Here is a 24,565-nt window from a genome sequence, read left to right on the forward strand (position 1 = left end):
CGCGGCGCCTATCCGCGCCTTCCCCTAGTTTTCCTGCGCGCACGTTCACCGGCACGAGCGCGACGCGCGCGCTTGCGAAGGTGAGCGCCGGCTCCCGCCGCGGCCGGCGCCCCGCCAGGCCGGCCGCTTCAAGCTGACGTGTGTGTGGACTTGTGACGTACATACCTGCGCCGCGGGCCGTTTTCTCATCCATTCCCCTAGCTCATGAGCAGATCGCACAGGCGTGCGCCGCTCCAGCGTTGGACACAGATTGCAGTGGTCGCTTACAGCTGACTCAACCATGCCCGTTACTGTCGCGCTTCTGATCTCAACAGTGACGACATGAAGTACTCCTCTCACCCGAAATCCTCCTTCCAGGGTCGCCTCGCCCTGTCCGCGCTGATGGCCGCCGTGCTGGCGGGTTGCGGCGGCGGCGGCGGCGACGGTGTCGTGGCCGATGCGTCGGGCGATCTCGACAGCGCGATGCTCGCGCGCACCAAGCCGTTCCCGCCGGATCACCCTCTTTACCAGACGGACAAGGACCCGGGGAAGAAATCCCCCGCGCCGTCTCCTGCTCCGGCACCCGCTCCGGCTCCGGCACCCGCTCCGGCTCCGGCTCCTGCCCCGGCACCCGCTCCGGCTCCGGCTCCTGCCCCGGCGCCCGCGCCCGCTCCGGCCCCCGCACCCGCCGGGATCAGCCTGACCAACTACGGCGGCGTGTGCGACGGCCGCACCGACAACAACTCGGCCATCTCGCGCGGCATCGCGGACACCAAGGCCAAGGGCGTGGCGCTGCTGATCCCGGCCGGCCAGTGCAACTTCAGCTCGGTCATCCAGCTGGACAGCGGCAAGATCGTCGGCACGGGCGCGAACTCCGTGCTGTACGCCACGAACTGGCAGCAGGCCTCGATCTACATGCGCGGCACCGGGCCGGTCGTGAAGAACGTGAAGCTGACCGGCGCCGCGGCACCCGGCCGCCAGGCGAACTGGGAAATGACCAAGATCATGATCTGGGGCGCCAACAACTTCGTGATCGACGGCGTGACCATCGAGAACTCGCCGGCCGCCAGCATCCAGACGGCTTCGCGCGCCACCAAGGGCCTGATCACCAACAACACGATCCGCAACTCGCTGTCCGACTCGATCCACCTGACCGCCGGGGCCAGCTACATCACGGTGGAGAACAACGTGATCGACGGCAGCGGTGACGACGGCATCGCCGTGGTCAGCTACCAGGGCGACGGCACGCCGGTGAGCAACATCACGGCGCGCAACAACATCGTGCGTGGCAACAAGTGGGGCCGCAACATGAGCGTGCTCGGCGGGCGCAACATCCTGTACGAGAACAACCTCCTGCAGAACAACTCGCAGTGGGCCTGCATGTACTTCGCGCAGGAGACGCCGTGGAACACGTACAACGTGGTCGGCGTCACCGCGCAGCACAACACGATGCAGAACTGCGGCAGCCTGAGCACGGGCCATGGCGCGGTGCTGATCTACTCGGACGGCAGCTACAACGGCGGCGCGCCCAACGACGACATCAAGGTGATCTCCAACGACATCATCCAGGACGGCCGCAACGGCTTCAACTGGTGGGGTCCGCAGACGAACGTGCGCCTGGAGAACAACCGCTACAGCGGCTCCGGCCCGGCCTACGCCGGCAACGGCCCCGGCGTGACGGTCGTCCGCTACTCCAGCGGCCAGGTGGGCTACGTCGCCCCCTGAGGTCCATGAGTGCAGCCGGCAAGGTCCTGCCGGCTGCACCTGGCACCCCCGCATCGCGGCCCTGAGCCCGGGCCCTTCGCGTTCCCCGGCCGTCCGACCCGTGTGAGCAGCACAGGGCGTCGGCGGGCCGGTTCATCCGGTCCATCCGGGACGGCAGCTCGACCCCGAAGCCTGCCGGCCCGCCCTTCATCCCGACAGAGAAGACATTTGCAGTACTCATCCCTTACCCAATCTCCGTTTCGCCATCGACTCTGCCTCGCCGCGCTGATGTCCGTCGTCCTCGCAGGCTGCGGCGGCGGCGGTGGTGGTGGCAGCGAGGTCGCCAGCTCGGTCATCGGCGCCGACGTGGACGGCTCGGGCCTCTCGTCATTTCCTGCTCCTGGATCCGCGGCACCGGCTCCTGCACCCGCACCCGCCCCTGCACCCGCAGGGATCAGCCTGACGAACTACGGCGGCGTGTGCGACGGCCGCACCGACAACAACTCGGCCATCTCGCGCGGCATCGCCGACACCAAGGCCAAGGGCCTGGCGCTGCTGATCCCGGCCGGCCAGTGCAACTTCAGTTCGGTCATCCAGCTGGACAGCGGCAAGATCGCCGGCACCGGCCCGGACTCCGTGCTGTACGCCACGAACTGGCAGCAGGCCTCGATCTTCATGCGCGGCAACGGTCCCAGCGTGAGCAACGTGAAGCTGACCGGCGCCGCGGCACCAGGCCGCGTGCCCAACTGGGAGTCGACCAAGATCATGATCTGGGGCGCCACCAACTTCGTGATCGACGGAGTGACCATCGAGAACTCGCCGGCCGCCAGCATCCAGACCGCTTCGCGCGCCAGCAAGGGCCTGATCACCAACAACACGATCCGCAACTCGCTGTCCGACTCGATCCACCTGACCGCCGGCGCCAGCGACATCACGGTGGAGAACAACGTGATCGACGGCAGCGGTGACGACGGCATCGCCGTGGTCAGCTACCAGGGCGACGGCACGCCCGTCAGCAACATCACGGCGCGCAACAACATCGTGCGCGGCAACAAGTGGGGCCGCAACATGAGCGTGCTCGGCGGGCGCAACATCCTGTACGAGAACAACCTGCTGCAGAACAACTCGCAGTGGGCCTGCATGTACTTCGCGCAGGAAACGCCGTGGAACACGTTCAACGTGGTGGGCGTCACCGCGCAGCGCAACACCCTGCAGAACTGCGGCAGCACGAGCAACGGCCACGGCGCGGTGCTGATCTACTCGGACGGCAGCTACAACGGTGGCCAGCCCAACGACGACATCAAGGTGATCTCCAACGACATCATCCAGGACGGCCGCAACGGCTTCAACTGGTGGGGTCCGCAGACGAACGTGCGCCTGGAGAACAACCGCTACAGCGGCTCCGGCCCGGCCTACGCAGGCAACGGCCCTGGCGTGTCGGTCGTCCAGTTCTCCGGCGGGCCGGTGGGCTACGTGGCCCCCTGACCGTGCCACGGGTGAGCCAGCCACCCCGGCGCCTCGGCTCGCCCCCTCCTGACCGGCATGGCCGCCGCGGACGCGTTTGCGTCCGCGGCTTTTTTTTGCCGGCCGGGATGAATGTCCAGCCGACCCGGGACGTTCGTCATGGGTCGCGGGCCGGCTGCCGCGCGACACTGCGGATGTGCAGTCCCAGGTGCGCCCAGCCGCACGGAGGTATCCGGGTGAAAGTCGCGATCGTCCACGAGTGGTTCGACAGTTACGCCGGCTCGGAACGGGTCGTCGAGCAGATGCTGGCGCTGTTCCCCCAGGCCGACGTCTTCGGGGTGGTCGACTTCCTGTCCGGCTCCGAACGTGCGTTCCTCGGGGGCCGGAACGTGCGCACCACCTTCATCCAGCGACTGCCTTTCGCGCGCCGCGCGTTCCGCCACTACCTGCCGCTCATGACCCTGGCGATCGAGCAGCTCGACCTCAGCGCCTACGACCTCGTGCTCTCGAGCAGCCACGCGGTCGCCAAGGGGGTTCTCACCGGCCCCGACCAGGTGCATGTGAGTTACGTGCACAGCCCGATCCGGTACGCCTGGGACCTGCAGCACCAGTACCTGCAGGAATCCGGACTGGACCGTGGCGCCAAGGGCCTGTTCGCCCGGCTCGCGCTGCACTACATGCGCCTGTGGGACTGCCGCACCGCCGCCGGCGTGGACCTGTTCATCGCCAACTCCGCCTTCGTCGGCCGCCGGATCCGCAAGGCCTACGGGCGCGACAGCGTGGTGGTCCATCCCCCCGTGGACGTCCAGTCCTTCGCGCTGCAGGCCGACAAGGACGACTTCTACCTGGCGGCCGCACGGATGGTGCCCTACAAGAAGATGCCCGTCCTGGTGGAGGCGTTCGCGCGCATGCCCGACCGGCGCATCGTGGTGGTCGGGGAGGGCCCCGACCTCGACCGGTGCCGCAAGCTGGCAGCCGGCCGGCCCAACATCCAGCTGGTCGGACGCCAGCCCGCCGCCCAGCTGCGCCACTACATGCAGCGGGCCAAGGCCTTCGTGTTCGCCGCCGAAGAGGATTTCGGGATCACGCTCGTCGAAGCCCAGGCCTGCGGCACCCCCGTGATCGCCTACGGGCGTGGCGGCGCGCGCGAGACCGTGCGGCCGCTCGATGGCAGCGATGCGCCGACCGGCCTGTTCTTCGAGCAGCAGACGCCCGAGTCCGTCATGGCTGCGGTGGCGCGCTTCGAGGAGGAGGCCGGGCAGTTCAGCCCCCTCGCCTGCCGGGCCCAGGCCGAGCGGTTCTCGGTCGATGCGTTCCGCAGCGCCTATCGCCGGTGCATCGAAGACGCGATGGGCGCGCGGAACGCCGCACCGCCTGCGCCGCCCCGCAAGCGGCCCCACCTTGCCGCGTCGGGCGGGGTGCTCTCCCTGCAGGCGGTGCAGCGCGGCACGGGCGATGCCTTGCAAACGGGAGGCCCCACGGGGTCCGTCGCACCGGTGCGATGAGGCGCCACGCGGGCGCGGTCAATCGGCGCCGAACAGGTCCCGGGTGAACACCTTGTCGCGCACGTCGTGCAGGTCGTCCGTGAGCCGGTTGGCCACGATCACGTCGCAGTCCCGCTTGAAGGCCTCGAGGTCCCGCACCACGCGCGAATCGAGGAAGGAGCCCTCCTGCAGCAGCGGCTCGTAGACCAGTGCCTCGACGCCGCTGGCCTTGATCCGTTTCATCACGCCCTGGATCGCCGAGGCACGGTAGTTGTCCGCTCCGCTCTTCATCACCAGGCGGTGGAAGCCGACGGTCCGGGGCCGGCGCTGCAGGATGGCTCCCGCGATGAAGTCCTTGCGGGTGGCATTCGACCGGACGATGGCCCCGATCAGCGCCTGTGGAACATCGCCGAAGTTCGCCAGCAGTTGCCGGGTGTCCTTCGGCAGGCAGTAGCCGCCGTAGCCGAACGACGGGTTGTTGTAGTGCGCCCCGATGCGGGGATCGAGGCAGACCCCGTCGATGATGGCCCGCGTGTCCAGCCCATGGCTGAGCGCGTAGGAATCCAGCTCGTTGAAGAACGCCACCCGCATGGCAAGGAAGCTGTTCGCGAAGAGCTTGATCGCCTCCGCCTCGGTGGAACTGGTCAGCAGCACGGGCGCGTTCCTGGCCACCGTGCCTTCCAGCAGCAGGTCCGCGACCGCGCGGCCGCGCTGGGACTGCTCCCCCACGATGATCCTGGATGGATGCAGGTTGTCGTGCAGCGCGCGTCCTTCCCGCAGGAACTCCGGCGAGAACAGGATGTTGGGGCAACCGGTCTCCGCCTTCAGCCGCTCGGTGAAGCCCACCGGCACGGTGGACTTGATGACGATGACCGCGGCCGGGTTGACGGCGATGACCCGCCTGGCGACCGCCTCCACGCTTCGCGTGTCGAAACGGTTCGTCGCCGGGTCGTAGTTCGTCGGGGTGGCGATCATGACGTAGTCCGCGCCCGCGAAGGCCGCCTCGGCATCAGTGGTCGCTTCCAGCCGCGCCCCGGGCGAAGACAGGAAAGCCTCGATGTCGGGGTCGGCGATGGGACTGCGACCCGCATTGATGGCCGCCGTCCTCTGCGCGGACACGTCGACGCCGACGACCCGGTTGTGCTTCGCCAGGAGGCAGGAGTTCGCCAGCCCCACGAACCCCATGCCCACCACCGCGACCTGCTTCGCCTTCGAGGCGGGCTTCACCTCCGCGGCAGCGAGTTCGAGGTCCGCGAATCGCTGCGGGTCCCGCAGTGCGCGCAAGGGAGCCCTTCGGGAAACGACCTGGAGGCCTGGCGCCCCGGAAGCCTTCGTCGACTGCGGCTGCACGCCCCTGGGGGTGATGCCTGGCATGAAGAACTCCTTTCGTGAACGGAGCATTTGGCGCGCACGCCGTCGGCACGGCATGAGAGGAGTCTCACGGTGGGTGGGGGACAAACCTACCGGAAGCGGGGGAAGGCGCGCCCGTCGCTGCGCACGGATGGGTTGCCCCCCGTCCGCAGCCGCTCACCAGTCCCGGTGCTGGTGCCAGTGCCAGGCGTGCCGGATGATCGCGTCGAGGTCGGCGAACCGGGGCCGCCAGCCCAGCCTGGAAACGGCCTTGCCGGCATCCGCGTAGACGGCCGCGGGGTCGCCGGCGCGGCGTTCACAGATCCGGTAGGGGATGTCGCGCCCGGTCACGCGCGATGCCGCATCGATGACCTGCAATACCGAGAAGCCCTGGCCGTTCCCCAGGTTGAACGCATCCGGGGCGCCGCCCCGTTCCAGGTACTGCAAGGCCAGGACGTGCGCGTCGGCCAGGTCGCACACGTGGACATAGTCCCGCACGCAGCTGCCATCGACGGTCGGGTGATCGCCCCCATGGACCCTCGCTTCGGGAGTGCGTCCGGCGGCGACATCGAGGATGCAGGGGATGAGGTGCGGTTCCGGGTCGTGCGACTCGCCGATCGGTTCCGTCGGGTGGGCGCCCGCCGCGTTGAAGTAGCGCAACAAGGCGGCGCTCATCCCGTAGGCGCGGCAGAAGTCCAGGATCATTCGCTCGCAGAACAGCTTCGTGGCTCCGTACGGGCTGATGGGCACCTGGGGCGTTGCTTCCGTGACCTGCGCGGAGGGCGGCAGGCCATAGGTGGCGCAACTGCTCGAGAAGACGAAGTGCCTGGCTTCGTGCACGAGCGCGGCTTCGAGCAGCGCGATGGTGCCGGCCACGTTGTTGCGGTAGTACTTGCGCGGATGCTCCATGGACTCGCCCACGTAGGCTTTTGCCGCGAAGTGCAGGATCGCTCCCGGCCTGTACTTCAGGAACACCTCGCCCAACCGCGCCGGATCACCGATGTCCCCGACTTCGAGCGGTCCCCAGCGTACGCTCTCCCGGTGTCCGGTACTCAGGTTGTCGTAGGCGACCGGGACGTAGCCGGCCTGGGCCAGCGCGGCGCACGCGTGGCTGCCGATATAGCCTGCCCCACCGGTGACGAGAATCGTGCGGACATCGTTCATTCGGATCATCCCTGCGGTCGCACCGGCGACCGTCGCAAGCCAAGGAACTGCGAACGACGATTGGGCACGCAGGGGCCAAGGGTTGCACGGGAGGAACCTCCCGGTCTGCACGGGGCAAACGTCCCGCAAGCCTCCGTCTTTCGGGCAAGCAACGGCAGGGACGAGCGGTATCGCCGCCGGAAGGGACCGTCAGGCCCTCACCGCCGCCCGAACACCTGCGCCCAGTAGATCCCGCCCGTGCTGGCCTTGTTGACGGCGAAGGCCACGCCCATCTCGGTGAAGCGCGGCTCCATGATGTTGACGCAGTGCTCGGGGCTGGCGAGCCACCCGCGCACCACCTGTTCCGCGCTGGTCTGGCCCGAGGCGATGTTCTCGCCCACGCTGCGCCAGCGATAGCCCGTGCGGTCGACCCGCTCGACCGGGGTGCTGCCGTCACGGCCCCGGTGCTCCAGGTAGCCGTGGCGCGCCATGGAATCCGCATGGACCTGCGCCGCCTGCGCCAGCAGGCGGTTGCCTGCCAGCGGCCCGGCGGCGCCGAACGCCTGGCTGCCGCAGCGGCGCGGCTGGGCGCGGGCCTGGTTGACCAGCGCCAGCACGCGGCTCGCCACATCGCCGGACTGCCCGGACGCGGGCGGCGCGAAGGGCGCTGCGGCGATCACCCACCAGGACCCGCCCGCGTGCTGCAACCCGACTTCGCGCAGCCCCGGGTCGGCCAGCGCCTTGCAGTGCTGCGGCACCAGGGCCTGTACCGCCGCCTGCGGCGAGCGGTAGCCACGCAGCGACCATTGCACGCTGCGCTGGGCGCGGTAGCCGCTGGCCTGTAGCGCGCCGGACAGCGTGGCGCCGCGCGACAGGCGGCGGGCGGCCTCGTCGAGCTGGGGATTGGGTTGGAGCGGCGGGCCGGCGGCGCCGCATTGCTGCCGGGCACGCTGCAGGGCTTGCAACAGCGGGGCCTGGGCCGACGCTGCGGGTACCAGCACCGCGAGGACCAGGAACAGGGCCGCCAGGCGCATCGGTCCAGCATAGCGGTCCGCCTGCAGCCCGAGTGTGGCGCCGGCCTTCAACTGCAAGCACTTGTGCCCCGCTGGCTCAGCGGTGCTTATGATCGGCCGATGCTGGCCAAGGCGATGGGCATCTTCCTGCTGGGCCTGGTGCGGCTGCTCACCGGGGCGCAGGCGCGCTGGCACGGCTGCCCGCCCAAGGCCGAGCAGCGCATCTACTTCGCCAACCACCAGAGCCATGCCGACCTGGTGATGATCTGGGCGGCGCTGCCGCAGGAACTGCGCAGCATCACCCGCCCGATCGCCGCGCGCGACTACTGGACCCGGAGCCGGCTGCGGGAATGGATCACCACCGCGGTGTTCAACGCCATCTACGTGGACCGTGCCCGCACCGGCGAGCAGGATCCATTGGAGCCGCTGGTGCGGGCGCTGGAGAACGGCGACTCCATCATCCTGTTCCCCGAAGGCACGCGCGGCCATGCCGAGGAGCCGCAGCCCTTCAAGGCCGGCCTCTACAACCTCGCGCTGCGCTTCCCGCAGGTGGTGCTGGTGCCGGCCTGGATCGCCAACGTGCAGCGCGTCATGCCCAAGGGCGAGGTGGTGCCGGTGCCCATCCTGTGCTCGGTGACCTTCGGCGCGCCCATCGAACTGCAACCCGGCGAGGACCGCCATGCCTTCCTGGCGCGGGCGCGCGATGCCGTGATCGCGCTGCGCGACCTATGAGGGCCGCCTACGACTTCCTGCGCACGCTGTCGCCCGAGCAGCAGGTCGGCGCGCTGTTCTTTCTGGTGTTCGGCATCCTCGCCGTGGCCAGCATCGCCGTGTTCCTGCTGGGTTTCCGCAGCCGCCCGGACGCCGACGATGCCAGCCGGCAGGAGCGCCTGGCCGACCTGCGCAAGCTGCTGTCCACCTCGTGGGCCATGGTGGTGGTGTTCTGGGTCGGCTGGGCCGCGGGCAACGCCGGGGCCACCCTGCTCTTCGCGCTGATCGCCTTCTTCGCGCTGCGCGAGTTCATCACGCTGTCGCCGACCCGGCGGGCCGACCACCGCAGCCTGGTGCTGGTGTTCTTCGTCGTACTGCCGGTCCAATTCTGGCTGGCGGCTACCCGGCGCTTCGACCTGTTCACGGTCTTCATCCCGGTCTACGTGTTCCTCGCGCTGCCGCTGGCCAGCGCGCTGGGCGGCGATACCCAGCGCTTCCTGGAACGCAACGCCAAGCTGCAGTGGGGCATCATGGTCTGCGTGTACGGCATGAGCCACGTGCCGGCCCTGCTGCTGCTCGATTTCCCGCAGCGCAGCTACGAGGGCAAGGGCGCCTTCCTCGTGTTCTTCGTCGTGTTCGTGGTGCAGACCTGCATGGTCGTGCAGCACCTGCTGGCGCGCCAGTCGCAGCGGCCGCCGTCGATCCCCGGCGTGAGCCGCAGCTTCAACTGGCCATCCTGGTCGCTGGGCATGGCGGTGGGCAGCCTGCTGGGCGGCGCGCTCTCCTTCATCACGCCCTTCCGCCCGGGGCAGGCGGTGGCGATGGCGTTCATCGCCTGCGCCGCCGGCTCGCTGGGTCACCTGGTGATGAAGGCGATCAAGCGCGATCGCGGCGTGCCCGCCTGGGGCCACCGCGCATCGGTGACGGGCGCCAACGGGCTGCTGGACCGCGTCGACGCCCTGTGCTTCGGCGCACCGGTGTTCTTCCACTCGGCGCGCTGGTACTTCGGCGGCTGAGGGCCGCGTCAGCCCGAGATCACGAGCTGGTTGTCGACCGACTTCACGCCGTCGATGCTGCGGGCCAGTTCGCCGGCCTTGCGCCACTCCTTCATGCTCTTGACCTGGCCCTTGAGCTTGACGTTGCCCTGCAGCGTGTCGACGTTGATCTTCATGGCGCTCAGCTCCGGATCGGCCGCCAAGGCCGCTTTCAACCGGGTGCCTATGGTGGCGTCGTCCACCGCCTGGCCGGCCGTGCGCGTGCCGCCCGGTCCGGCGTCGCCATAGTTGAAGCTGGAACAGCCGACCAGGCCCAGGGCCACCATCGATGCGATCAGCAAGGTCTTCATTCGGTACCTCCATTCGATGCGAAAAGCCCAGCGTGCCGCCGCGCTGCGAAGCGGCCTGTAGGACTGCGCCGCCGCGGGCGGCGACCGTTTTCGCTTTGCCGTCTCGGCATCGGGCGATGCGCGGCGTGCGCTGCAGCGGAAGGTAGACTCGGCAGCGCCCATGCGAATCCTCGGCATAGACCCCGGCCTGCAGAACACCGGCTTCGGCGTGGTCGATGCGCTGGGCCACGAGCTGCAGTACGTCGCCAGCGGCACCATCAGCACCACCCACCTGCCGCGCGGCGACCTGCCGGCGCGCCTGAAGGTGCTGTTCCAGGGCATCGCCGAGGTACGCGGGCGCTACCAGCCCCATGCCGCGGCGGTCGAGATCGTGTTCGTCAACGCCAACCCGCAGGCCACGCTGCTGCTCGGGCAGGCCCGCGGCGCGTGCGTCACGGCCCTGGTGGCCGGCGAGCTGCCGGTGGCCGAGTACACCGCGCTGCAGATGAAGCAGGCGGTCGCCGGCTACGGCAAGGCGGGCAAGGCCGAGGTGCAGGAGATGGTCAAGCGGCTGCTCAGGCTGCCCGGCCTGCCGGGCAAGGACGCGGCCGACGCGCTGGGCCTAGCGATCACGCACGCGCACGCGGGGCAGGCGATGGCGCGCATCGCGCAAGCCACGCAGACCAGCCGCCGCAGCACCGGCATGTACAAGGCCGGGCGGACCTACTGAGGCGAGTCGCCGGGCGGGTTCAGCCCCGCAGCCGTTCGACCACCAGCACCGCGAAGAAGCCGAAGGCCGCGATCAGGGTCCACTTGAGCGTGACCAGGCCCAGGCGCCGGTAGCGCGGCTGGCCGGTGGCGGCATAGAAGGCGAAGCAGACGCCGGCGCCCAGCAGGAGCAGCAGCAGGGCCCAGCGGAAGACCAGCATGCCCCTACCAGGCGCGGGCGAGCTGGGCGAAGCCGGCGGGCGCCTGCCGCTCGTCCTGGAAGGTCACCAGTTCCCAGGCATCGCGCTGCGCCAGCAGTGCGCGCAGCAGCTTGTTGTTCAGCGCGTGGCCGGAGCGGAAGGCGCTGTACGCGGCCAGCATCGGCTTGCCCAGCAGGTACAGGTCGCCCATGGCGTCGAGGATCTTGTGCTTGACGAACTCGTCCTCGTAGCGCAGGCCGTCGGTGTTGAGGACGCGGTAGTCGTCCATCACGATGGCGTTGTCCATGCCGCCGCCCAGCGCCAGGCCGTTGGCCCGCATCATCTCCACGTCCTTGGTGAAGCCGAAGGTGCGGGCGCGCGCGATGTCGCGCTGGTAGTTGCCCTGGCCGAGGTCGAACTCGACCCGCTGGCCGGTGGAGTCGACCACGCGGTGGTCGAAGACGATCTCGAAGCTGAGCTTGTAGCCGTGGTAGGGCACCAGGCGCGCCCACTTGAGCGCGTCGCCCTCGCCCTCGCGCACCTCGACCGGCTTGAGCACGCGGATGAAGCGGCGCGGCGCGTTCTGCGCCACGATGCCGGCGCTTTGCAGCAGGAACACGAACGAGGACGAGGAGCCGTCCAGGATCGGCACTTCCTCGGCCGTGATGTCGATGTAGAGGTTGTCCAGCCCCAGCCCGGCGCAGGCCGACATCAGGTGTTCGACCGTGTGCACCTTCACCGTGCCGTTGGACACGGTCGAGGCCAGCCGCGTGTCGGTCACCGCCTCCGCCGACACCGGGATGTCCACCGGCTCGGGCAGGTCCACCCGCCGGAACACGATGCCCGTGTCCGGCTGCGCCGGCCGCAGCGTCAACTCCACCCGCTGCCCGCCATGCAGCCCCACGCCGACGGCACGGGTGAGGGTCTTGAGGGTGCGCTGGGGAAGCATGGGTGAATTCTAGGGAGGGAAGGTAAACGGCGTGTAGCGCGGGACAACCTTGCGGACGCGCCTCGGCGCGAGAGCCGGAGGACTGGATCCCCGCCTCCGCGGGGATGACACGGAGGGGGCGGCGATGACGGCCTAGGGCGGGGATGAGCGTCCGGGGCCCTTTGCGCGACCGGCGCAGCCGGAGCGCAGTCCGTCGGCGCGGAATAGCATGCAGCGCCGACGTGCTTCGAGCGAGGATCCGGCTCCGCCGGTCCTCGCTCGACTGATCAGAACACCGTGAAGAAAACGCGCAGCGTTTTCTTCACGCTCAGTCCGCTTGACGCCGCAGGAACGCCGGGATCTCGAAGTCGTCCATGCCGCCGGCGCTGAGCGCCTCGACCTTGGACGAGGCCTGGGCCCGGTTGGTGCGCCAGACGCTGGGCACCGTCAGGTCCGGGGCCGGCGCGGGCATGGCGACACCGGGCACCTGCATGGCGCCGGCACCGGCGACCGGGTTGTGCAGGGTCGGCACGTGCACCGGCATGTTGTCGGTGCCGGTGCGCAGCACCTGCAGCGGCGGCGCCGTGCGGCGCTGCTGGCCCTGGCGCGACAGCCCGGTGGCGACCACCGTCACCCGCATCTCGTCGCCCAGGCTGGGGTCGTAGGCGGTGCCGAAGATCACGTGCGCTTCGGGCGAGGCGTAGGCGCGGATGGTGTTCATCGCCTCGCGCGACTCGGCCAGCTTCAGGCTCTCGCGCGCGGCGGTGATCAGCACCAGCACGCCCTTGGCGCCCGACAGGTCGATGCCGTCCAGCAGCGGGCAGGCGACGGCCTGCTCGGCGGCGATGCGCGCGCGGTCGGGGCCGGAGGCCACCGCCGTGCCCATCATCGCCTTGCCGGGCTCGCCCATCACCGTGCGCACGTCCTCGAAGTCCACGTTGACGTGGCCGGGCACGTTGATGATCTCGGCGATGCCGCCGACCGCGTTCTTCAGCACGTCGTTGGCATGCGCGAAGGCCTCGTCCTGGGTGACGTCGTCGCCCAGCACCTCCTGCAGCTTCTCGTTGAGCACCACGATCAGCGAGTCGACGTTGGCCTCCAGTTCGGCCAGGCCCTGCTCGGCGTTGGTCATGCGGCGGCCGCCTTCCCAGTCGAACGGCTTGGTCACCACGCCCACCGTGAGGATGCCCATCTCCTTGGCGATGCGCGCGATCACCGGCGCCGCGCCGGTGCCAGTGCCGCCGCCCATGCCGGCCGTGATGAACAGCATGTGCGCGCCCTCGATCGCCTCGCGGATGCCGTGCTCGGCCACCTCGGCCGCGTCGCGGCCGCGATCGGGCTTGCCGCCCGCACCCAGTCCGTTGTTGCCGAGCTGGATGGTCTTGTGGGCCGCGCTGCGCACCAGCGCCTGGGCGTCGGTGTTGGCGGTGATAAATTCCACGCCCTGCACCGCGCGCTCGATCATGTGCTCGACGGCGTTGCCGCCGCCCCCTCCCACGCCGATCACCTTGATCTGCGTGCCCAGGTGGAAGCCTTCGTCTTCCTCGATCATTTCGATGGGCATTTCATTTCTCCTATACCTTGCAGTTGCCGATTGAAGTCGTTGTCGATGTGAAAGACCTGAACGTTCAGGATGGCGGATCGGTGCACCGCCATCGTCGTCGTCGTCGCCCGGCGCGCCGTTCGAAGTCCATCAGAAGTTCCCCACGATGAAGTCGCGCATGCGCGAGAAGGCCGTCTTCATGGAGCCGTTCTTCTGCGCGACCTTCTGGCCGCGCACGCGCGCCAGGCGCGCTTCCTCCAGCTGGCCCATCACGGTGGCGGCGCGCGGCTGCGCCACCATGTCGGCCAGCGCCCCGGTGTACTGCGGGATGCCTCGGCGCACCGGTTTGAGGAAGATGTCCTCGCCCAGTTCCACCATGCCCGGCATCACGGCGCTGCCGCCGGTGATCACCACGCCGGAGGACAGCACCTCCTCGTAGCCCGACTCGCGGATCACCTGCTGCACCAGCTGGTAGATCTCCTCCACCCGCGGCTCGATCACGCCGGCCAGCGCCTGGCGCGACAGCATGCGCGGGCCGCGGTCGCCCAGGCCCGGCACCTCGACCTGCTGCTCCGGGTCGGCCAGCAGCTGCTTGGCGTAGCCGCTCTCGACCTTGATGTCCTCGGCGTCCTTGGTCGGGGTGCGCAGCGCCATCGCGATGTCGCTGGTGATCAGGTCGCCGGCGATCGGGATCACCGAGGTGTGGCGGATCGCGCCGCCGGTGAAGATCGCCACGTCGGTGGTGCCGGCGCCTATGTCCACCAGCGCCACGCCCAGCTCCTTCTCGTCGGCCGTGAGCACGGCGTGGCTGGATGTCAGCGGGTTGAGCAGCAGCTGCTCCACCTCCAGCCCGCAGCGGCGCACGCACTTGATGATGTTCTCGGCCGCGCTCTGGGCGCCGGTCACGATGTGGATCTTGGCCTCCAGCCGGATGCCGCTCATGCCGATCGGCTCGCGCACGTCCTGGCCGTCGATCACGAACTCCTGCGGCTCCACCAGCAGCAGCCGCTGGTCGGTCGAGATGTTGATCGCGCGCGCCGTCTCCACCACCCGCGCCACGTCGGCCGGCGTCACCTCGCGGTCCTTCACCGCCACCATGCCGCTGGAGTTGATGCCGCGGATGTGGCTGCCGGTGATGCCGGTGTAGACCCGCGAGATCTTGCAGTCGGCCATCAGCTCGGCCTCCTTGAGCGCCTGCTGGATCGCCTGCACGGTGGCGTCGATGTTGACCACCACGCCGCGCTTGAGCCCGCCCGAGGGCGCCACCCCCAGCCCGGCGAGCTTGAGTTCGCCTTCGGGCAGGACCTCGGCCACCACCGCCATCACCTTGGCGGTGCCGATGTCCAGGCCGACGACCAGGTCCTTGTATTCCTTTGCCATGTTCCCCTCGTCCCCTCAGCGGGCCGCGGCCGCGGCCGCCGGTCCCTTCGTCCCCGGGCCGGCGCCGCGCGCCGACCCCTTGGTCCTGCCGGCGGCACCCGCCACCGGTCCTTCCTTGGCCTCCGCCGCCACGGTGCCCACGCCCCGCAGCCGGATCGCATAGCCGTCGCCATAGCGCAGGTCGGCCGACAGCAGCGACTCGGGCTGGCGGCCGTAGCGCGCCGTCACCTGGGCCAGCGTGGCGGCCAGCCGCTGCGCACGCGGCAGCACGTCGGCCACCTCGCCGCGCCCCAGCTCCACCAGCGCGCCGCTGTCCAGTTCCAGTTGCCAGCTGCCGCGGCCGGTCAGCTCCAGCCGCGCGGCCGACAGCTCCAGCGGCGCGAACAGCGGCGCGATCGCGCGGTACATGGCCAGCACCTGCGCCGACTGCCCGTCGGGCCCGGCCAGCCGCGGCAGGTCCTCCTGCTCGACCTCGCCGGCATTGGCCTCGAACACCTCGCCGAAGCTGTTGACCAGGCGCGAGCCGCCCTCCTCGCCCCAGAACGCCACGGCCTGGTGCTCCTCCAGCACCACGCGCAGGCGGTCCGGGAACTCGCGCCGGACCTCCGCCTGCCGCACCCAGGGCACGGCCTCGAAGGCGCGGCGGGTGGCCGCCAGGTCCACGGTGAAGAAGTTGCCGGACAGCCGCGGCGCCACGTTGGCGCGCAGCGTGGCCACGCTGTTGTGCGTCACGCCGCCCTGCACCGTGATGCCGCCCAGCGAGAACAGCGGATGGCGCAGCGCCCACCAGCCCAGCGCGCCCAGCAACAGGCCGGCGACGACCCCGAACAGCACCGTGGCGGTGCCGTTCATCAGCCGCACGTCGAAGGGCTGCTGCAGCGCGGCGCTCATTCGGCGGCGCCCTCCTTGGCGCTGGCCTGCCCGCCGCGCTCGTGGTCGAGCGCGGCCGAGGCGAGCAGCTGCAGGCACAGGTCCTCGTAGCTGATCCCCGCCGCGCGCGCCGACATGGGCACCAGCGAATGGCCGGTCATGCCGGGCGAGGTGTTGATCTCCAGCAGCCAGGGCTTGCGCGTGGCGGCGTCGATCATCACGTCGACCCGCCCCCAGCCGCGGCAGCCGAGCACGCGGTACGCCTTGAGCACCAGCTCCTGGATCGCCGCCTCCTCGCCTTCGGGCAGGCCGCAGGGCACCAGGTACTTGGTGTCGTCGGTGAAGTACTTGTTCTGGTAGTCGTAGTTGCCCTCGGGCGCCACGATGCGGATCACCGGCAGCGCGCGCGCCGAGTCGCCGCTGCCCAGCACCGGGCAGGTGACCTCCTCGCCGGCGATGAACTGCTCGCACAGCACGTCGGGGTCCAGTGCCGCGGCGGCGTCCACCGCCTGCTGCATCTCGGAGTAGCCCTGCACCTTGGCCACGCCGATGGACGAGCCCTCGCGTGCCGGCTTGACGATCACCGGCAGGCCGAGCGCATCCGGGATCTCGCGCACCTGCTCGCGCGTGAACACGCCGCGCTGCAGCAGCCGCCAGCCCGGCGTCGGCAGGCCCTCGGCCTGCCAGATGCGCTTGGTCATCACCTTGTCGATGGACACGGCCGAGGCCATCACGCCCGAGCCGGTGTAGGGGATGCCCAGCAGTTCCAGCGCACCCTGCACCGTGCCGTCCTCGCCGAAGCGGCCGTGCAGGGCAATGAAGCAACGCTTGAAGCCCTTGCGCTTGAGCTCGCACAGTTCGCGCTCGGCCGGGTCGAAGGCATGCGCCTTCACGCCCTTGCTCTGCAGCGCCTGCAGCACGCCGCTGCCGGACATCAGCGAGACCTCGCGCTCGGCCGAGCGGCCGCCCATGAGGACGGCGACCTTGCCCAGGGCCTTGACGTCGATGCCGCTCATGCCACGCCCCCGATCTCCACCAGCCTGGCCGGCACCGCGCCGATCGAGCCGGCGCCCATGCACATGAGGACGTCGCCGTCGCGGGCGACGTCGAGGATGGCCTGCGGCATGGCGCCGATCTCGTCGACGAACACCGGCTCGACCTTGCCGGCCACGCGCAGCGCGCGCGCCAGCGAGCGGCCGTCGGCCGCCACGATCGGCGGCTCGCCGGCCGCATAGACCTCGGCCAGCAGCACCGCGTCGGCCTGGCCCAGCACCTTGACGAAGTCCTCGAAGCAGTCGCGCGTGCGCGTGTAGCGGTGCGGCTGGAAGGCCACCACCAGCCGCCGGCCCGGGAACGCGCCGCGGGCCGCCGCCAGCGTGGCGGCGATCTCCACCGGGTGGTGGCCGTAGTCCTCGATCACGCTGAAGCGGCCGCCGCCGTTGGCCGCCGGCACCCGCACGTCGCCGTAGCGCTGGAAGCGCCGGCCCACGCCATGGAACTCCGACAGCGCCTTCTGCACCGCCGCGTCGGGCACGTTCAGCTCCGCCGCCACGGCGATCGCCGACAGCGCATTGAGCACGTTGTGGTGCCCGGCGAGGTTCAGCGTGACCGGCAGGTCGGGCAGCGTGACGCCGTTGCGCCGCACCGCGGTGAACTGCATCTGGGCCCCGGCGGCGCGGATGTCGACGGCGCGCACCTGCGCGTCGGCGCCGGTGCCGTAGGTGGTGACGGGGCACTTCACCTCCGCCACGATGTCGCGCACCGCCGGATCGTCGGTGCACAGGATCGCGGTGCCGTAGAACGGCATGCGGTGCAGGAAGTCGACGAAGGCGCCCTTGAGCCGGCCGAAGTCGTGGCCGTAGGTCTCCATGTGGTCGGCGTCGATGTTGGTCACCACCGCCATCACCGGCATCAGGTTCAGGAAGGAGGCGTCCGACTCGTCGGCCTCGACCACGATGTAGTCGCCGGCGCCGAGCTTGGCGTTGGCGCCGGCGCTGTTCAGGCGCCCGCCGATCACGAAGGTCGGGTCCAGCCCGCCCTCGGCCAGCACGCTGGCCACCAGGCTGGTGGTGGTGGTCTTGCCGTGGGTGCCGGCGATCGCGATGCCCTGCTTCAGGCGCATCAGCTCGGCCAGCATCATGGCGCGCGGCACCACCGGGATCTTGCGCTGGCGCGCCGCCAGCACCTCGGGGTTGTCGGCCTGCACGGCGGTCGACGTGACCACCGCGTCGGCGCCGGCGATGTGGCTGGCCGAGTGGCCGATGCAGGTGCGGACGCCCAGGTCCTGAAGCCGGCGCAGCGTGGCGCTGTCGGACAGGTCGGAGCCGGAGATCGTGTAGCCCAGGTTGAACAGGATCTCGGCGATCCCCGACATGCCGGAGCCGCCCACGCCGACGAAATGGATGTGCTTGATGGCGTGTTTCATGGTTGTGCGAGTTCCTCGCAGGCGGTGACCATCTCCGCGGTCGCGCCGGTCCGGGCCAGGGCATGGGCGGCGGTGGCCTTCTGCAGCAGGTCGGTGCGCGTCACCTGCTGCAGCAGCTCCGCGAGCCATTCGGGCGTGAACTGCGGCTGCGGCTGCAGCCAGCCGCCGCCGGCATCGACGATGAAGCGGGCGTTGGTGGTCTGGTGGTCGTCCACGGCGTGCGGGAACGGGACGTACACCGCCGCCGCGCCCACCGCCGCCAGTTCGGTGACGGTGCTGGCGCCGGCCCGGGCGATCACCAGGTCGGCTTCGGCGAAGGCATCGGCGGTGTCGTCGATGAAGGGAGTGAGTTCGGCCTGCACGCCGGCGGCCTGGTAGTTGGCGCGCAGTTCGTCGATCTGCTTGGCGCCGCTCTGGTGCAGCACGTGCGGGCGACGTTCGGGGGCCATCAGCGCCAGCGCCCGCGGCACGGTCTCGTTGAGCGCGCGCGCGCCCAGGCTGCCGCCGACCACCAGCACCTTGAGCGGCCCGCTGCGGCCGGCAAAGCGTTCCGCCGGCGCTGGCTGCTGCAGGAAGGCGGCGCGCAGCGGATTGCCGATCCAGCGCGCCTTGGCCAGCACGTCCGGGAAGGCGCTGAACACGCGGTCGGCCACGCCGGCCAGCACCTTGTTGGCCATGCCCGCGACCGAGTTCTGCTCGTGCAGCACCAGCGGCTTGCCCAGCAGCACGCTCATCATCCCGCCTGGAAAGGTGATGTAACCGCCCAGCCCGACCACCACGTCCGGCTGCACCCGGCGCACCACGCGCAGGCTCTGCCAGAACGCGCGCAGCAAGCGCACCGGCAGCAACGCCAGCGTGATCGGGCCCTTGCCGCGCACGCCGCCGAAATCGACCGGCTCGAAGTCGAAGCCGCGCGGCGGCACCAGCCGGCTTTCCATGCTGCCGGGCGCGCCCAGCCAGTGCACGCGCCAGGCGCGCTCGCGCAGCGCCTCGGCCACCGCCAGCCCGGGGAAGATGTGGCCGCCGGTACCACCGGCCATGATCAGGGCGCACTTGCTCATGCCCGGCCTCCGCGCATGAGAACCCTGTTCTCGTAGTCGATGCGCAATACCAGCGCGATCGCGACCAGGTTCATCAGGATGGCCGAACCGCCGTAGCTCATGAGCGGCAGGGTCAGGCCCTTGGTCGGCAATGCGCCCAGGTTGACGCCCATGTTGATGAAGGCCTGGAAGCCGACCCACAGGCCGACGCCCTGGGCGGCCAGCCCGGCGAACACCCGGTCCAGCGCCACGGCCTGGCGGCCGATGTGGACCATGCGCCGGGTCAGCCAGAAGAAGGCGACGATCACCGCCAGCAGGCCGACCAGCCCGAACTCCTCGCCGATCACCGCCAGCAGGAAGTCGGTGTGCGCCTCCGGCAGCCAGTGCAGCTTCTCCACGCTGCCGCCCAGGCCGACGCCGAAGATCTCGCCGCGGCCGATCGCGATCAGCGAGTGCGACAGCTGGTAGCCCTTGCCGAGCGCGTGCTTCTCGCTCCACGGGTCGAGGTAGGCGAAGATGCGCTCGCGCCGCCAGTCCGAGGCCGCGATCATCAGCGCGAAGGCCACCACGATCACGGTGGCGATCAGGAAGAACATGCGCGCGTTCACCCCGCCCAGGAACAGGATGCCCATCGCGATCACCGCGATCACCATGAAGGCCCCCATGTCCGGCTCGGCCAGCAGCAGCAGGCCGACCACGGCCACGGCCGCGGCCATGGGCAGCACGGCGCGGAAGAAGCGCTCCTTCACGCCCATGCGGCGCACCATGTAGTTGGACGCGTAGAGCAGCACCGCCAGCTTGGCCAGCTCCGAGGGCTGGAAACTCATCACGCCCAGGCCGATCCAGCGGCGGGCGCCGTTGACGCCCTTGCCCACGTGCGGGATCAGCACGATGGCCAGCAGCGCCAGCGACGCGAGGAACAGCCAGGGCGCCGTCTTCTCCCAGGTGCTCACCGGCACCTGGAAGGCGATCATGGCCGCCACGAAACCCAGCGCCAGCGACAGCAGGTGCCGCAGCAGGAAGTGGGTGTGGGCGTAACGGGCGAAGCGCGGGTTGTCCGGCAGCGCGATGGACGCCGAATACACCATCACCAGCCCGAAGGCCAGCAGCGCCACCGTCACCCACAGCAGCGGCTGGTCGAAGGCCTGGATGCGGGCCGGCGCGGCCGCGTAGCCGCGCGCGGCCGGCCGGCCGCCGCCACGGCCGAACCAGCCGCCGATGCGGGCTGCCAGCGCGTTCATGCGCCACCCTCCAGGGGCACGCCGGCTTCGTCAGCCAGCGACTGCACCGCGGCGCGGAAGACCTCGGCGCGGTGCTCGTAGTTGCGGAACATGTCCAGGCTGGCGCAGGCCGGCGACATCAGCACGGCGTCGCCGGCATGGGCGCGCTGCGCCGCCACCCGCACCGCTTCCTCCAGTGAAGCGGCCTCCAGCAGCGGCACGCCCGTGGCCTGCAGGGCGGCGCCGACCAGCGGTCCGTCGCGGCCGATCAGCAGCACAGCGCGCGCGTGGCGCGCCACCGGATCGGCCAGCGGCGCGAAGTCCTGCCCCTTGCCATCGCCGCCCAGGATCACCACCAGCTTGCGCTCGGCGCCCAGGCCCGCCAGCGCCGCCACGGTGGCGCCCACGTTGGTGCCCTTGCTGTCGTCGAAGTACTCGACCTCGTTGACGATGCCCACGGGCTCGACCCGGTGCGGCTCGCCGCGGTATTCGCGCAGGCCGTACAGCATGGGGGCGAGCTGCGCGCCGCTGGCGCTGGCCAGCGCCAGCGCCGCCAGCGCATTGACGGCGTTGTGGCGGCCGCGGATGCGCAGGGCCTCGGCCGGCATCAGGCGCTGGATGTGCAGCTCGACCTCTTCATCCTTTGGGCGGCGCTTCTGCGTCTCGTCGGCCTCGAACGCGCGCACCAGCCAGGCCATGCCGTTGACCACCTCGATGCCGAAGTCGCCGGGCCGTTGCGGCATGTCGCCGCCGAAGGTGAGGTGCTCGCGCTGCTCCATGCGTCCGCCGCGCACCTTCACCGGCGGCGGCAGCATCTGCATCACGCGCGGGTCCTCGCGGTTGAGCACCATCAGCGTGTGCTCGCCGAAGATGCGGGCCTTGGCCGCCGCGTAGGCGTCCATGCCGCCGTGCCAGTCCAGGTGGTCCTGGGTCACGTTCAGCACCGCCGCCGCGGTCGGCTCGAAGCCGCGGCAGGCGTCGAGCTGGAAGCTGGACAGCTCCAGCACCCAGGCCTGCGGCAGCGCCTGCGCCTCGATCTTCGCGGCCAGCGTGTCCAGCAGCGTCGGGCCGATGTTGCCGGCCACTGCGACGGTGCGGCCGCTGCGCTCCACCAGCTGGCCGGTGAGCGCCGTCACCGTCGTCTTGCCGTTCGTGCCGGTCACGGCCAGCAGCACCGGCGCGTAGCCGTGCGCCTCGCGCAGGGCGGCCAGTCCGGCCATGAACAGGTCCAGTTCGCCGCCGACCGGGATGGCGCGCTCCTGCGCCGCCTGCAGCACCGCGGCGGCCTGCTGCGGCGACAGGCCGGGGCTGCGGTACACCTCGTCCACCCCGTCCAGCAGGCCGGGCTCGAAGGCGCCGCCCACGAAGCGCGCCTGCGGCAGCTCCTCGCGCAGCGCCGCCAGCCGCGGCGGCTGCTCGCGCGTGTCGGCCACCGTCACGGCGGCACCCGCGCCCGCGCACCAGCGCGCCATCGCCAGCCCGGACTCGCCGAGGCCGAGGATGAGGACGCTGCGCGGGAGGGACTCGTCGTGCACCGGGTTCACCTCAGTTTCAGCGTGGACAGCCCCACCAGGCACAGCAGCATGGTGATGATCCAGAAGCGCACCACGACCTGGGTCTCGGTCCAGCCGCTCTTCTCGTAGTGGTGGTGCAGCGGCGCCATCTTCAGGATGCGCCGGCCCTCGCCGTAGCGCCGGCGCGTGTACTTGAAGTACATGACCTGCGCCATCACCGACAGTGCCTCGGCGACGAACACGCCGCCCATGATGGCCAGCACGATCTCCTGGCGCACGATCACCGCGATGGTGCCTAGCGCGCCGCCCAGCGCCAGCGCGCCGACGTCGCCCATGAAGACCTGGGCCGGGTGCGTGTTGAACCACAGGAAGGCCAGCCCGGCCCCCGCCATCGCGGCGCAGAAGATCAGGAGTTCGCCCGAGCCGGGAATGTGGGGGAAGAACAGGTACTTGGAGTACACCGCGCTGCCGGTGACGTAGGCGAACACGCCCAGCGCCGAGCCCACCATCACCACCGGCATGATCGCCAGCCCGTCCAGGCCGTCGGTCAGGTTCACCGCATTGCTCGAGCCCACGATCACCACGTAGGTGAGGAACACGAAGCCGAACACCCCCAGCGGATAGCTCACTTCCTTGAAGAAGGGCACCAGCAGGCCGGCCTTGGGCGGCAGGTCGACGTCGAAGCCCGATTGCACCCAGGCGAAGAACAGCTCCACCACCCGGACGTTGTTGCTCTCGGAGATGCTGAACACCAGGTACATCGCCGCGATCAGCCCGATCACCGACTGCCAGAAGTACTTCTCGCGCGAGCGCATGCCTTCCGGGTCCTTGTTGACGACCTTGCGCCAGTCGTCGGCCCAGCCGATCATCCCGAAGCCCAGCGTGACCACCAGCACGATCCAGACGAAGCGGTTGGACAGGTCGAACCACAGCAGGGTGGCCACCGCGATCGCCAGCAGCACCAGCACGCCGCCCATGGTGGGCGTGCCGCGCTTGGACAGGTGGGACTGCATCGCGTAGTCGCGCACCGGCTGGCCGATCTTCAGCTCGGTCAGGCGGCGGATCACCCAGGGGCCCGCGATCAGCCCGATCAGCAGCGCGGTCAGCGCCGCCATCACGGCGCGGAAGGTGATGTACTGGAACACGCGCAGGAAGCCGAACTCGGGTCCCAGGGTCTGCAGCCACACGGCCAGGCTAAGCAGCATCGCCATCCTTTCCTTCTTGTTGTTGTTCGATGGCCTGCACCACGCGTTCCATCATCATGAAGCGCGAACCCTTGACCAGGATGCTCGCGGTGCCCGCCAGCTGCGCCCGCACGGCGGCGTTGAGGGCGTCCACGTCCTCGAAGTGCTCGCCGCCCATGGCGCGCGACTGCTCGCCCAGCGTGAACAGGCGCTCGATGCCGCGCTGGCGCGCGTACTGGCCCACCTCGGCGTGGAACTGGGGCCCCTGGTCGCCGACCTCGCCCATGTCGCCCAGCACCAGCAGGCGCGGACCCGGCAGTTCGGCCAGCACGTCGATGGCGGCGCGCACCGAATCCGGGTTGGCGTTGTAGCTATCGTCGATCAGCGTCAGCTCGCGCCCTGCGATGCGGACCGACTGCGCACGCGAGCGGCCCTTCACCGGCTCGAAGTCCTGCAGGCCCTGCACGATCGCGGCCAGCGGAGCCCCTGCGGCCAGCGCGCAGGCGGCGGCCGCCAGCGCATTGAGGACGTTGTGGCGCCCGGCGATGCGCAGCACGAAGGCCAGCGCGCCGGCCGGGGTGGAGGCGCGCACCGCCCATCGTCCCTGCTGCCACTGCGCGGTCACCAGCGCGAGGTCGGCGCCGCTGCCGCCGTCGCCGAAGGTCAGGCAGGTGCGGCCCTGGGCCAGTTCCTGCCACAGCGGCGTGAACGCATCGCCGGCGGGGAACACCGCGACCCCGTTGTGGACCATCGCCGCGAACACCGCGCCGTTCTCCCGCGCGACCGCTTCCACCGTGGCCATGAACTCCTGGTGCTCGCGCTGCGCGTTGTTGACCAGGGCCACGGTGGGCCGCGCGATGTCGGCCAGGTAGGCGATCTCGCCGGGGTGGTTCATCCCCAGCTCCAGCACCCCGACCCGGTGCCCGGCCCGCAGCCGCAGAACGGTGAGCGGCAGGCCGATGTCGTTGTTCAGGTTGCCCTGCGTCGCCAGGTGGTGCTCCGGCTGCCAGGCGCGCAGGATGGACGCGATCATCTGCGTCACGGTAGTCTTGCCGTTGCTGCCGGTGACGGCGACCAGCGGCAGCCGGTGCTGCATCCGCCAGCCGCGCGCGAGCTGCCCGAGCGCGAGCCGGGTGTCGGCGACTTCGACGCCCGCGAAGCCCGCCGGCAGCCGGCCGGGGTGGGCGAGCGCCGCGACCGCGCCGCGCGCCTGGGCCTCGGGCAGGAAGTCGTTGGCATCGAAGCGATCGCCGCGCAGGGCCACGAACAGGTCGCCGCGCTGCAGCGTGCGGGTGTCCGAGTGCACGCGCCCGAAGGCCAGCGTGGCGTCGCCGACCACGCGGCCACCGGTCCAGTCGGCCACCTGCTGCAAAGTGGTCAT

At 70.4% G+C, this 24,565-nt stretch carries 22 protein-coding genes; 6 read left to right on the forward strand and 16 right to left on the reverse strand.

Annotation, left to right across the window (positions count from 1 at the left end):
• Positions 1-321 precede the first annotated feature (321 nt).
• The 3 genes from VEC03_RS02630 (at position 322) to VEC03_RS02640 (ending at position 4,652) form a co-directional block, all read left to right on the forward strand.
• On the forward strand, positions 322-1,704 hold the full coding sequence (locus VEC03_RS02630) for a right-handed parallel beta-helix repeat-containing protein (protein ID WP_324912573.1): 1,383 nt from the start codon (positions 322-324) through the stop codon (positions 1,702-1,704).
• A 267-nt stretch (positions 1,705-1,971) separates the two neighbouring features.
• Positions 1,972-3,168, forward strand: coding sequence for a right-handed parallel beta-helix repeat-containing protein (locus VEC03_RS02635; RefSeq protein ID WP_324912574.1), 1,197 nt, complete (start codon positions 1,972-1,974; stop codon positions 3,166-3,168).
• A 215-nt stretch (positions 3,169-3,383) separates the two neighbouring features.
• Complete coding sequence (locus VEC03_RS02640) at positions 3,384-4,652, forward strand: glycosyltransferase family 4 protein (protein ID WP_414708446.1); 1,269 nt, start codon at positions 3,384-3,386, stop codon at positions 4,650-4,652.
• Between the two features lie 18 nt (positions 4,653-4,670).
• Here the strand turns inward: VEC03_RS02640 and VEC03_RS02645 are convergent, their stop codons facing one another.
• From VEC03_RS02645 to VEC03_RS02655, 3 genes are all read right to left on the reverse strand, one after another.
• Positions 4,671-6,089, reverse strand: a complete 1,419-nt coding sequence (locus VEC03_RS02645) for a nucleotide sugar dehydrogenase (protein WP_324912575.1) — start codon at positions 6,087-6,089, stop codon at positions 4,671-4,673.
• A gap of 69 nt (positions 6,090-6,158) precedes the next feature.
• Entirely contained in the window at positions 6,159-7,145 is a 987-nt protein-coding gene (galE, locus tag VEC03_RS02650; RefSeq protein ID WP_324912576.1) for a UDP-glucose 4-epimerase GalE, read from the reverse strand.
• Between the two features lie 197 nt (positions 7,146-7,342).
• Positions 7,343-8,158 (reverse strand): CAP domain-containing protein, encoded by an 816-nt coding sequence (locus VEC03_RS02655; protein WP_324912577.1) that lies wholly within the window; start codon positions 8,156-8,158, stop codon positions 7,343-7,345.
• Positions 8,159-8,257: 99 nt separating this feature from the next.
• On the opposite strand from VEC03_RS02655, the gene VEC03_RS02660 reads away from it, so the two are divergent.
• Together VEC03_RS02660 and VEC03_RS02665 are read left to right on the forward strand one after the other, a co-directional pair.
• Complete coding sequence (locus VEC03_RS02660) at positions 8,258-8,869, forward strand: lysophospholipid acyltransferase family protein (protein WP_324912578.1); 612 nt, start codon at positions 8,258-8,260, stop codon at positions 8,867-8,869.
• A complete protein-coding gene (locus VEC03_RS02665; RefSeq protein ID WP_324912579.1) occupies positions 8,866-9,864 on the forward strand; it encodes a phosphatidate cytidylyltransferase in 999 nt (332 codons plus the stop codon). Before VEC03_RS02660 ends, VEC03_RS02665 begins: the two co-directional genes overlap by 4 nt.
• Before the next feature lie 8 nt (positions 9,865-9,872).
• On the opposite strand, the gene VEC03_RS02670 is transcribed toward VEC03_RS02665, so the two are convergent.
• On the reverse strand, positions 9,873-10,193 hold the full coding sequence (locus tag VEC03_RS02670) for a BON domain-containing protein (protein WP_324912580.1): 321 nt from the start codon (positions 10,191-10,193) through the stop codon (positions 9,873-9,875).
• Positions 10,194-10,353: 160 nt separating this feature from the next.
• Between VEC03_RS02670 and ruvC the strand changes: the two genes are divergently transcribed.
• A complete protein-coding gene (ruvC, locus tag VEC03_RS02675) occupies positions 10,354-10,902 on the forward strand; it encodes a crossover junction endodeoxyribonuclease RuvC (protein WP_324912581.1) in 549 nt (182 codons plus the stop codon).
• Between the two features lie 19 nt (positions 10,903-10,921).
• On the opposite strand, the gene VEC03_RS02680 is transcribed toward ruvC, so the two are convergent.
• The 12 genes from VEC03_RS02680 to VEC03_RS02735 all read right to left on the reverse strand — a co-directional run bounded on the left by VEC03_RS02680 (position 10,922) and on the right by VEC03_RS02735 (position 24,565).
• Entirely contained in the window at positions 10,922-11,101 is a 180-nt protein-coding gene (locus VEC03_RS02680) for a hypothetical protein (protein ID WP_324912582.1), read from the reverse strand.
• A gap of 4 nt (positions 11,102-11,105) precedes the next feature.
• A complete protein-coding gene (lpxC, locus tag VEC03_RS02685) occupies positions 11,106-12,029 on the reverse strand; it encodes a UDP-3-O-acyl-N-acetylglucosamine deacetylase (RefSeq protein ID WP_324912583.1) in 924 nt (307 codons plus the stop codon).
• A 307-nt stretch (positions 12,030-12,336) separates the two neighbouring features.
• Positions 12,337-13,572 (reverse strand): cell division protein FtsZ, encoded by a 1,236-nt coding sequence (gene ftsZ / locus VEC03_RS02690; protein ID WP_324912584.1) that lies wholly within the window; start codon positions 13,570-13,572, stop codon positions 12,337-12,339.
• Positions 13,573-13,701: 129 nt separating this feature from the next.
• Positions 13,702-14,931: a cell division protein FtsA gene (gene ftsA, locus VEC03_RS02695; RefSeq protein WP_324912585.1), complete on the reverse strand. Its 1,230-nt coding sequence runs from the start codon at positions 14,929-14,931 to the stop codon at positions 13,702-13,704.
• Positions 14,932-14,946: 15 nt separating this feature from the next.
• The gene (locus VEC03_RS02700) at positions 14,947-15,822 is read right to left on the reverse strand and encodes a cell division protein FtsQ/DivIB (RefSeq protein ID WP_324912586.1); all 876 of its coding nucleotides are present in this window, start codon (positions 15,820-15,822) and stop codon (positions 14,947-14,949) included.
• Complete coding sequence (locus tag VEC03_RS02705; RefSeq protein WP_324912587.1) at positions 15,819-16,817, reverse strand: D-alanine--D-alanine ligase; 999 nt, start codon at positions 16,815-16,817, stop codon at positions 15,819-15,821. The genes VEC03_RS02700 and VEC03_RS02705 overlap by 4 nt, the downstream gene beginning before the upstream one ends.
• Positions 16,814-18,226 (reverse strand): UDP-N-acetylmuramate--L-alanine ligase, encoded by a 1,413-nt coding sequence (gene murC / locus VEC03_RS02710; RefSeq protein ID WP_324912588.1) that lies wholly within the window; start codon positions 18,224-18,226, stop codon positions 16,814-16,816. Before murC ends, VEC03_RS02705 begins: the two co-directional genes overlap by 4 nt.
• Positions 18,223-19,287, reverse strand: a complete 1,065-nt coding sequence (gene murG, locus VEC03_RS02715; RefSeq protein WP_324912589.1) for an undecaprenyldiphospho-muramoylpentapeptide beta-N-acetylglucosaminyltransferase — start codon at positions 19,285-19,287, stop codon at positions 18,223-18,225. The genes murC and murG overlap by 4 nt, the downstream gene beginning before the upstream one ends.
• A complete protein-coding gene (ftsW, locus tag VEC03_RS02720) occupies positions 19,284-20,507 on the reverse strand; it encodes a putative lipid II flippase FtsW (RefSeq protein WP_324912590.1) in 1,224 nt (407 codons plus the stop codon). Before ftsW ends, murG begins: the two co-directional genes overlap by 4 nt.
• On the reverse strand, positions 20,504-22,030 hold the full coding sequence (gene murD / locus VEC03_RS02725) for a UDP-N-acetylmuramoyl-L-alanine--D-glutamate ligase (protein WP_324912591.1): 1,527 nt from the start codon (positions 22,028-22,030) through the stop codon (positions 20,504-20,506). Before murD ends, ftsW begins: the two co-directional genes overlap by 4 nt.
• Complete coding sequence (gene mraY / locus VEC03_RS02730) at positions 22,027-23,205, reverse strand: phospho-N-acetylmuramoyl-pentapeptide-transferase (protein WP_324912668.1); 1,179 nt, start codon at positions 23,203-23,205, stop codon at positions 22,027-22,029. Before mraY ends, murD begins: the two co-directional genes overlap by 4 nt.
• Positions 23,195-24,565 (reverse strand): UDP-N-acetylmuramoyl-tripeptide--D-alanyl-D-alanine ligase, encoded by a 1,371-nt coding sequence (locus VEC03_RS02735; protein ID WP_414708448.1) that lies wholly within the window; start codon positions 24,563-24,565, stop codon positions 23,195-23,197. Before VEC03_RS02735 ends, mraY begins: the two co-directional genes overlap by 11 nt.

Origin of the sequence: Ramlibacter sp. (assembly GCF_035627355.1) — a bacterium.
Taxonomy (GTDB): Bacteria; Pseudomonadota; Gammaproteobacteria; order Burkholderiales; family Burkholderiaceae_C; genus Ramlibacter.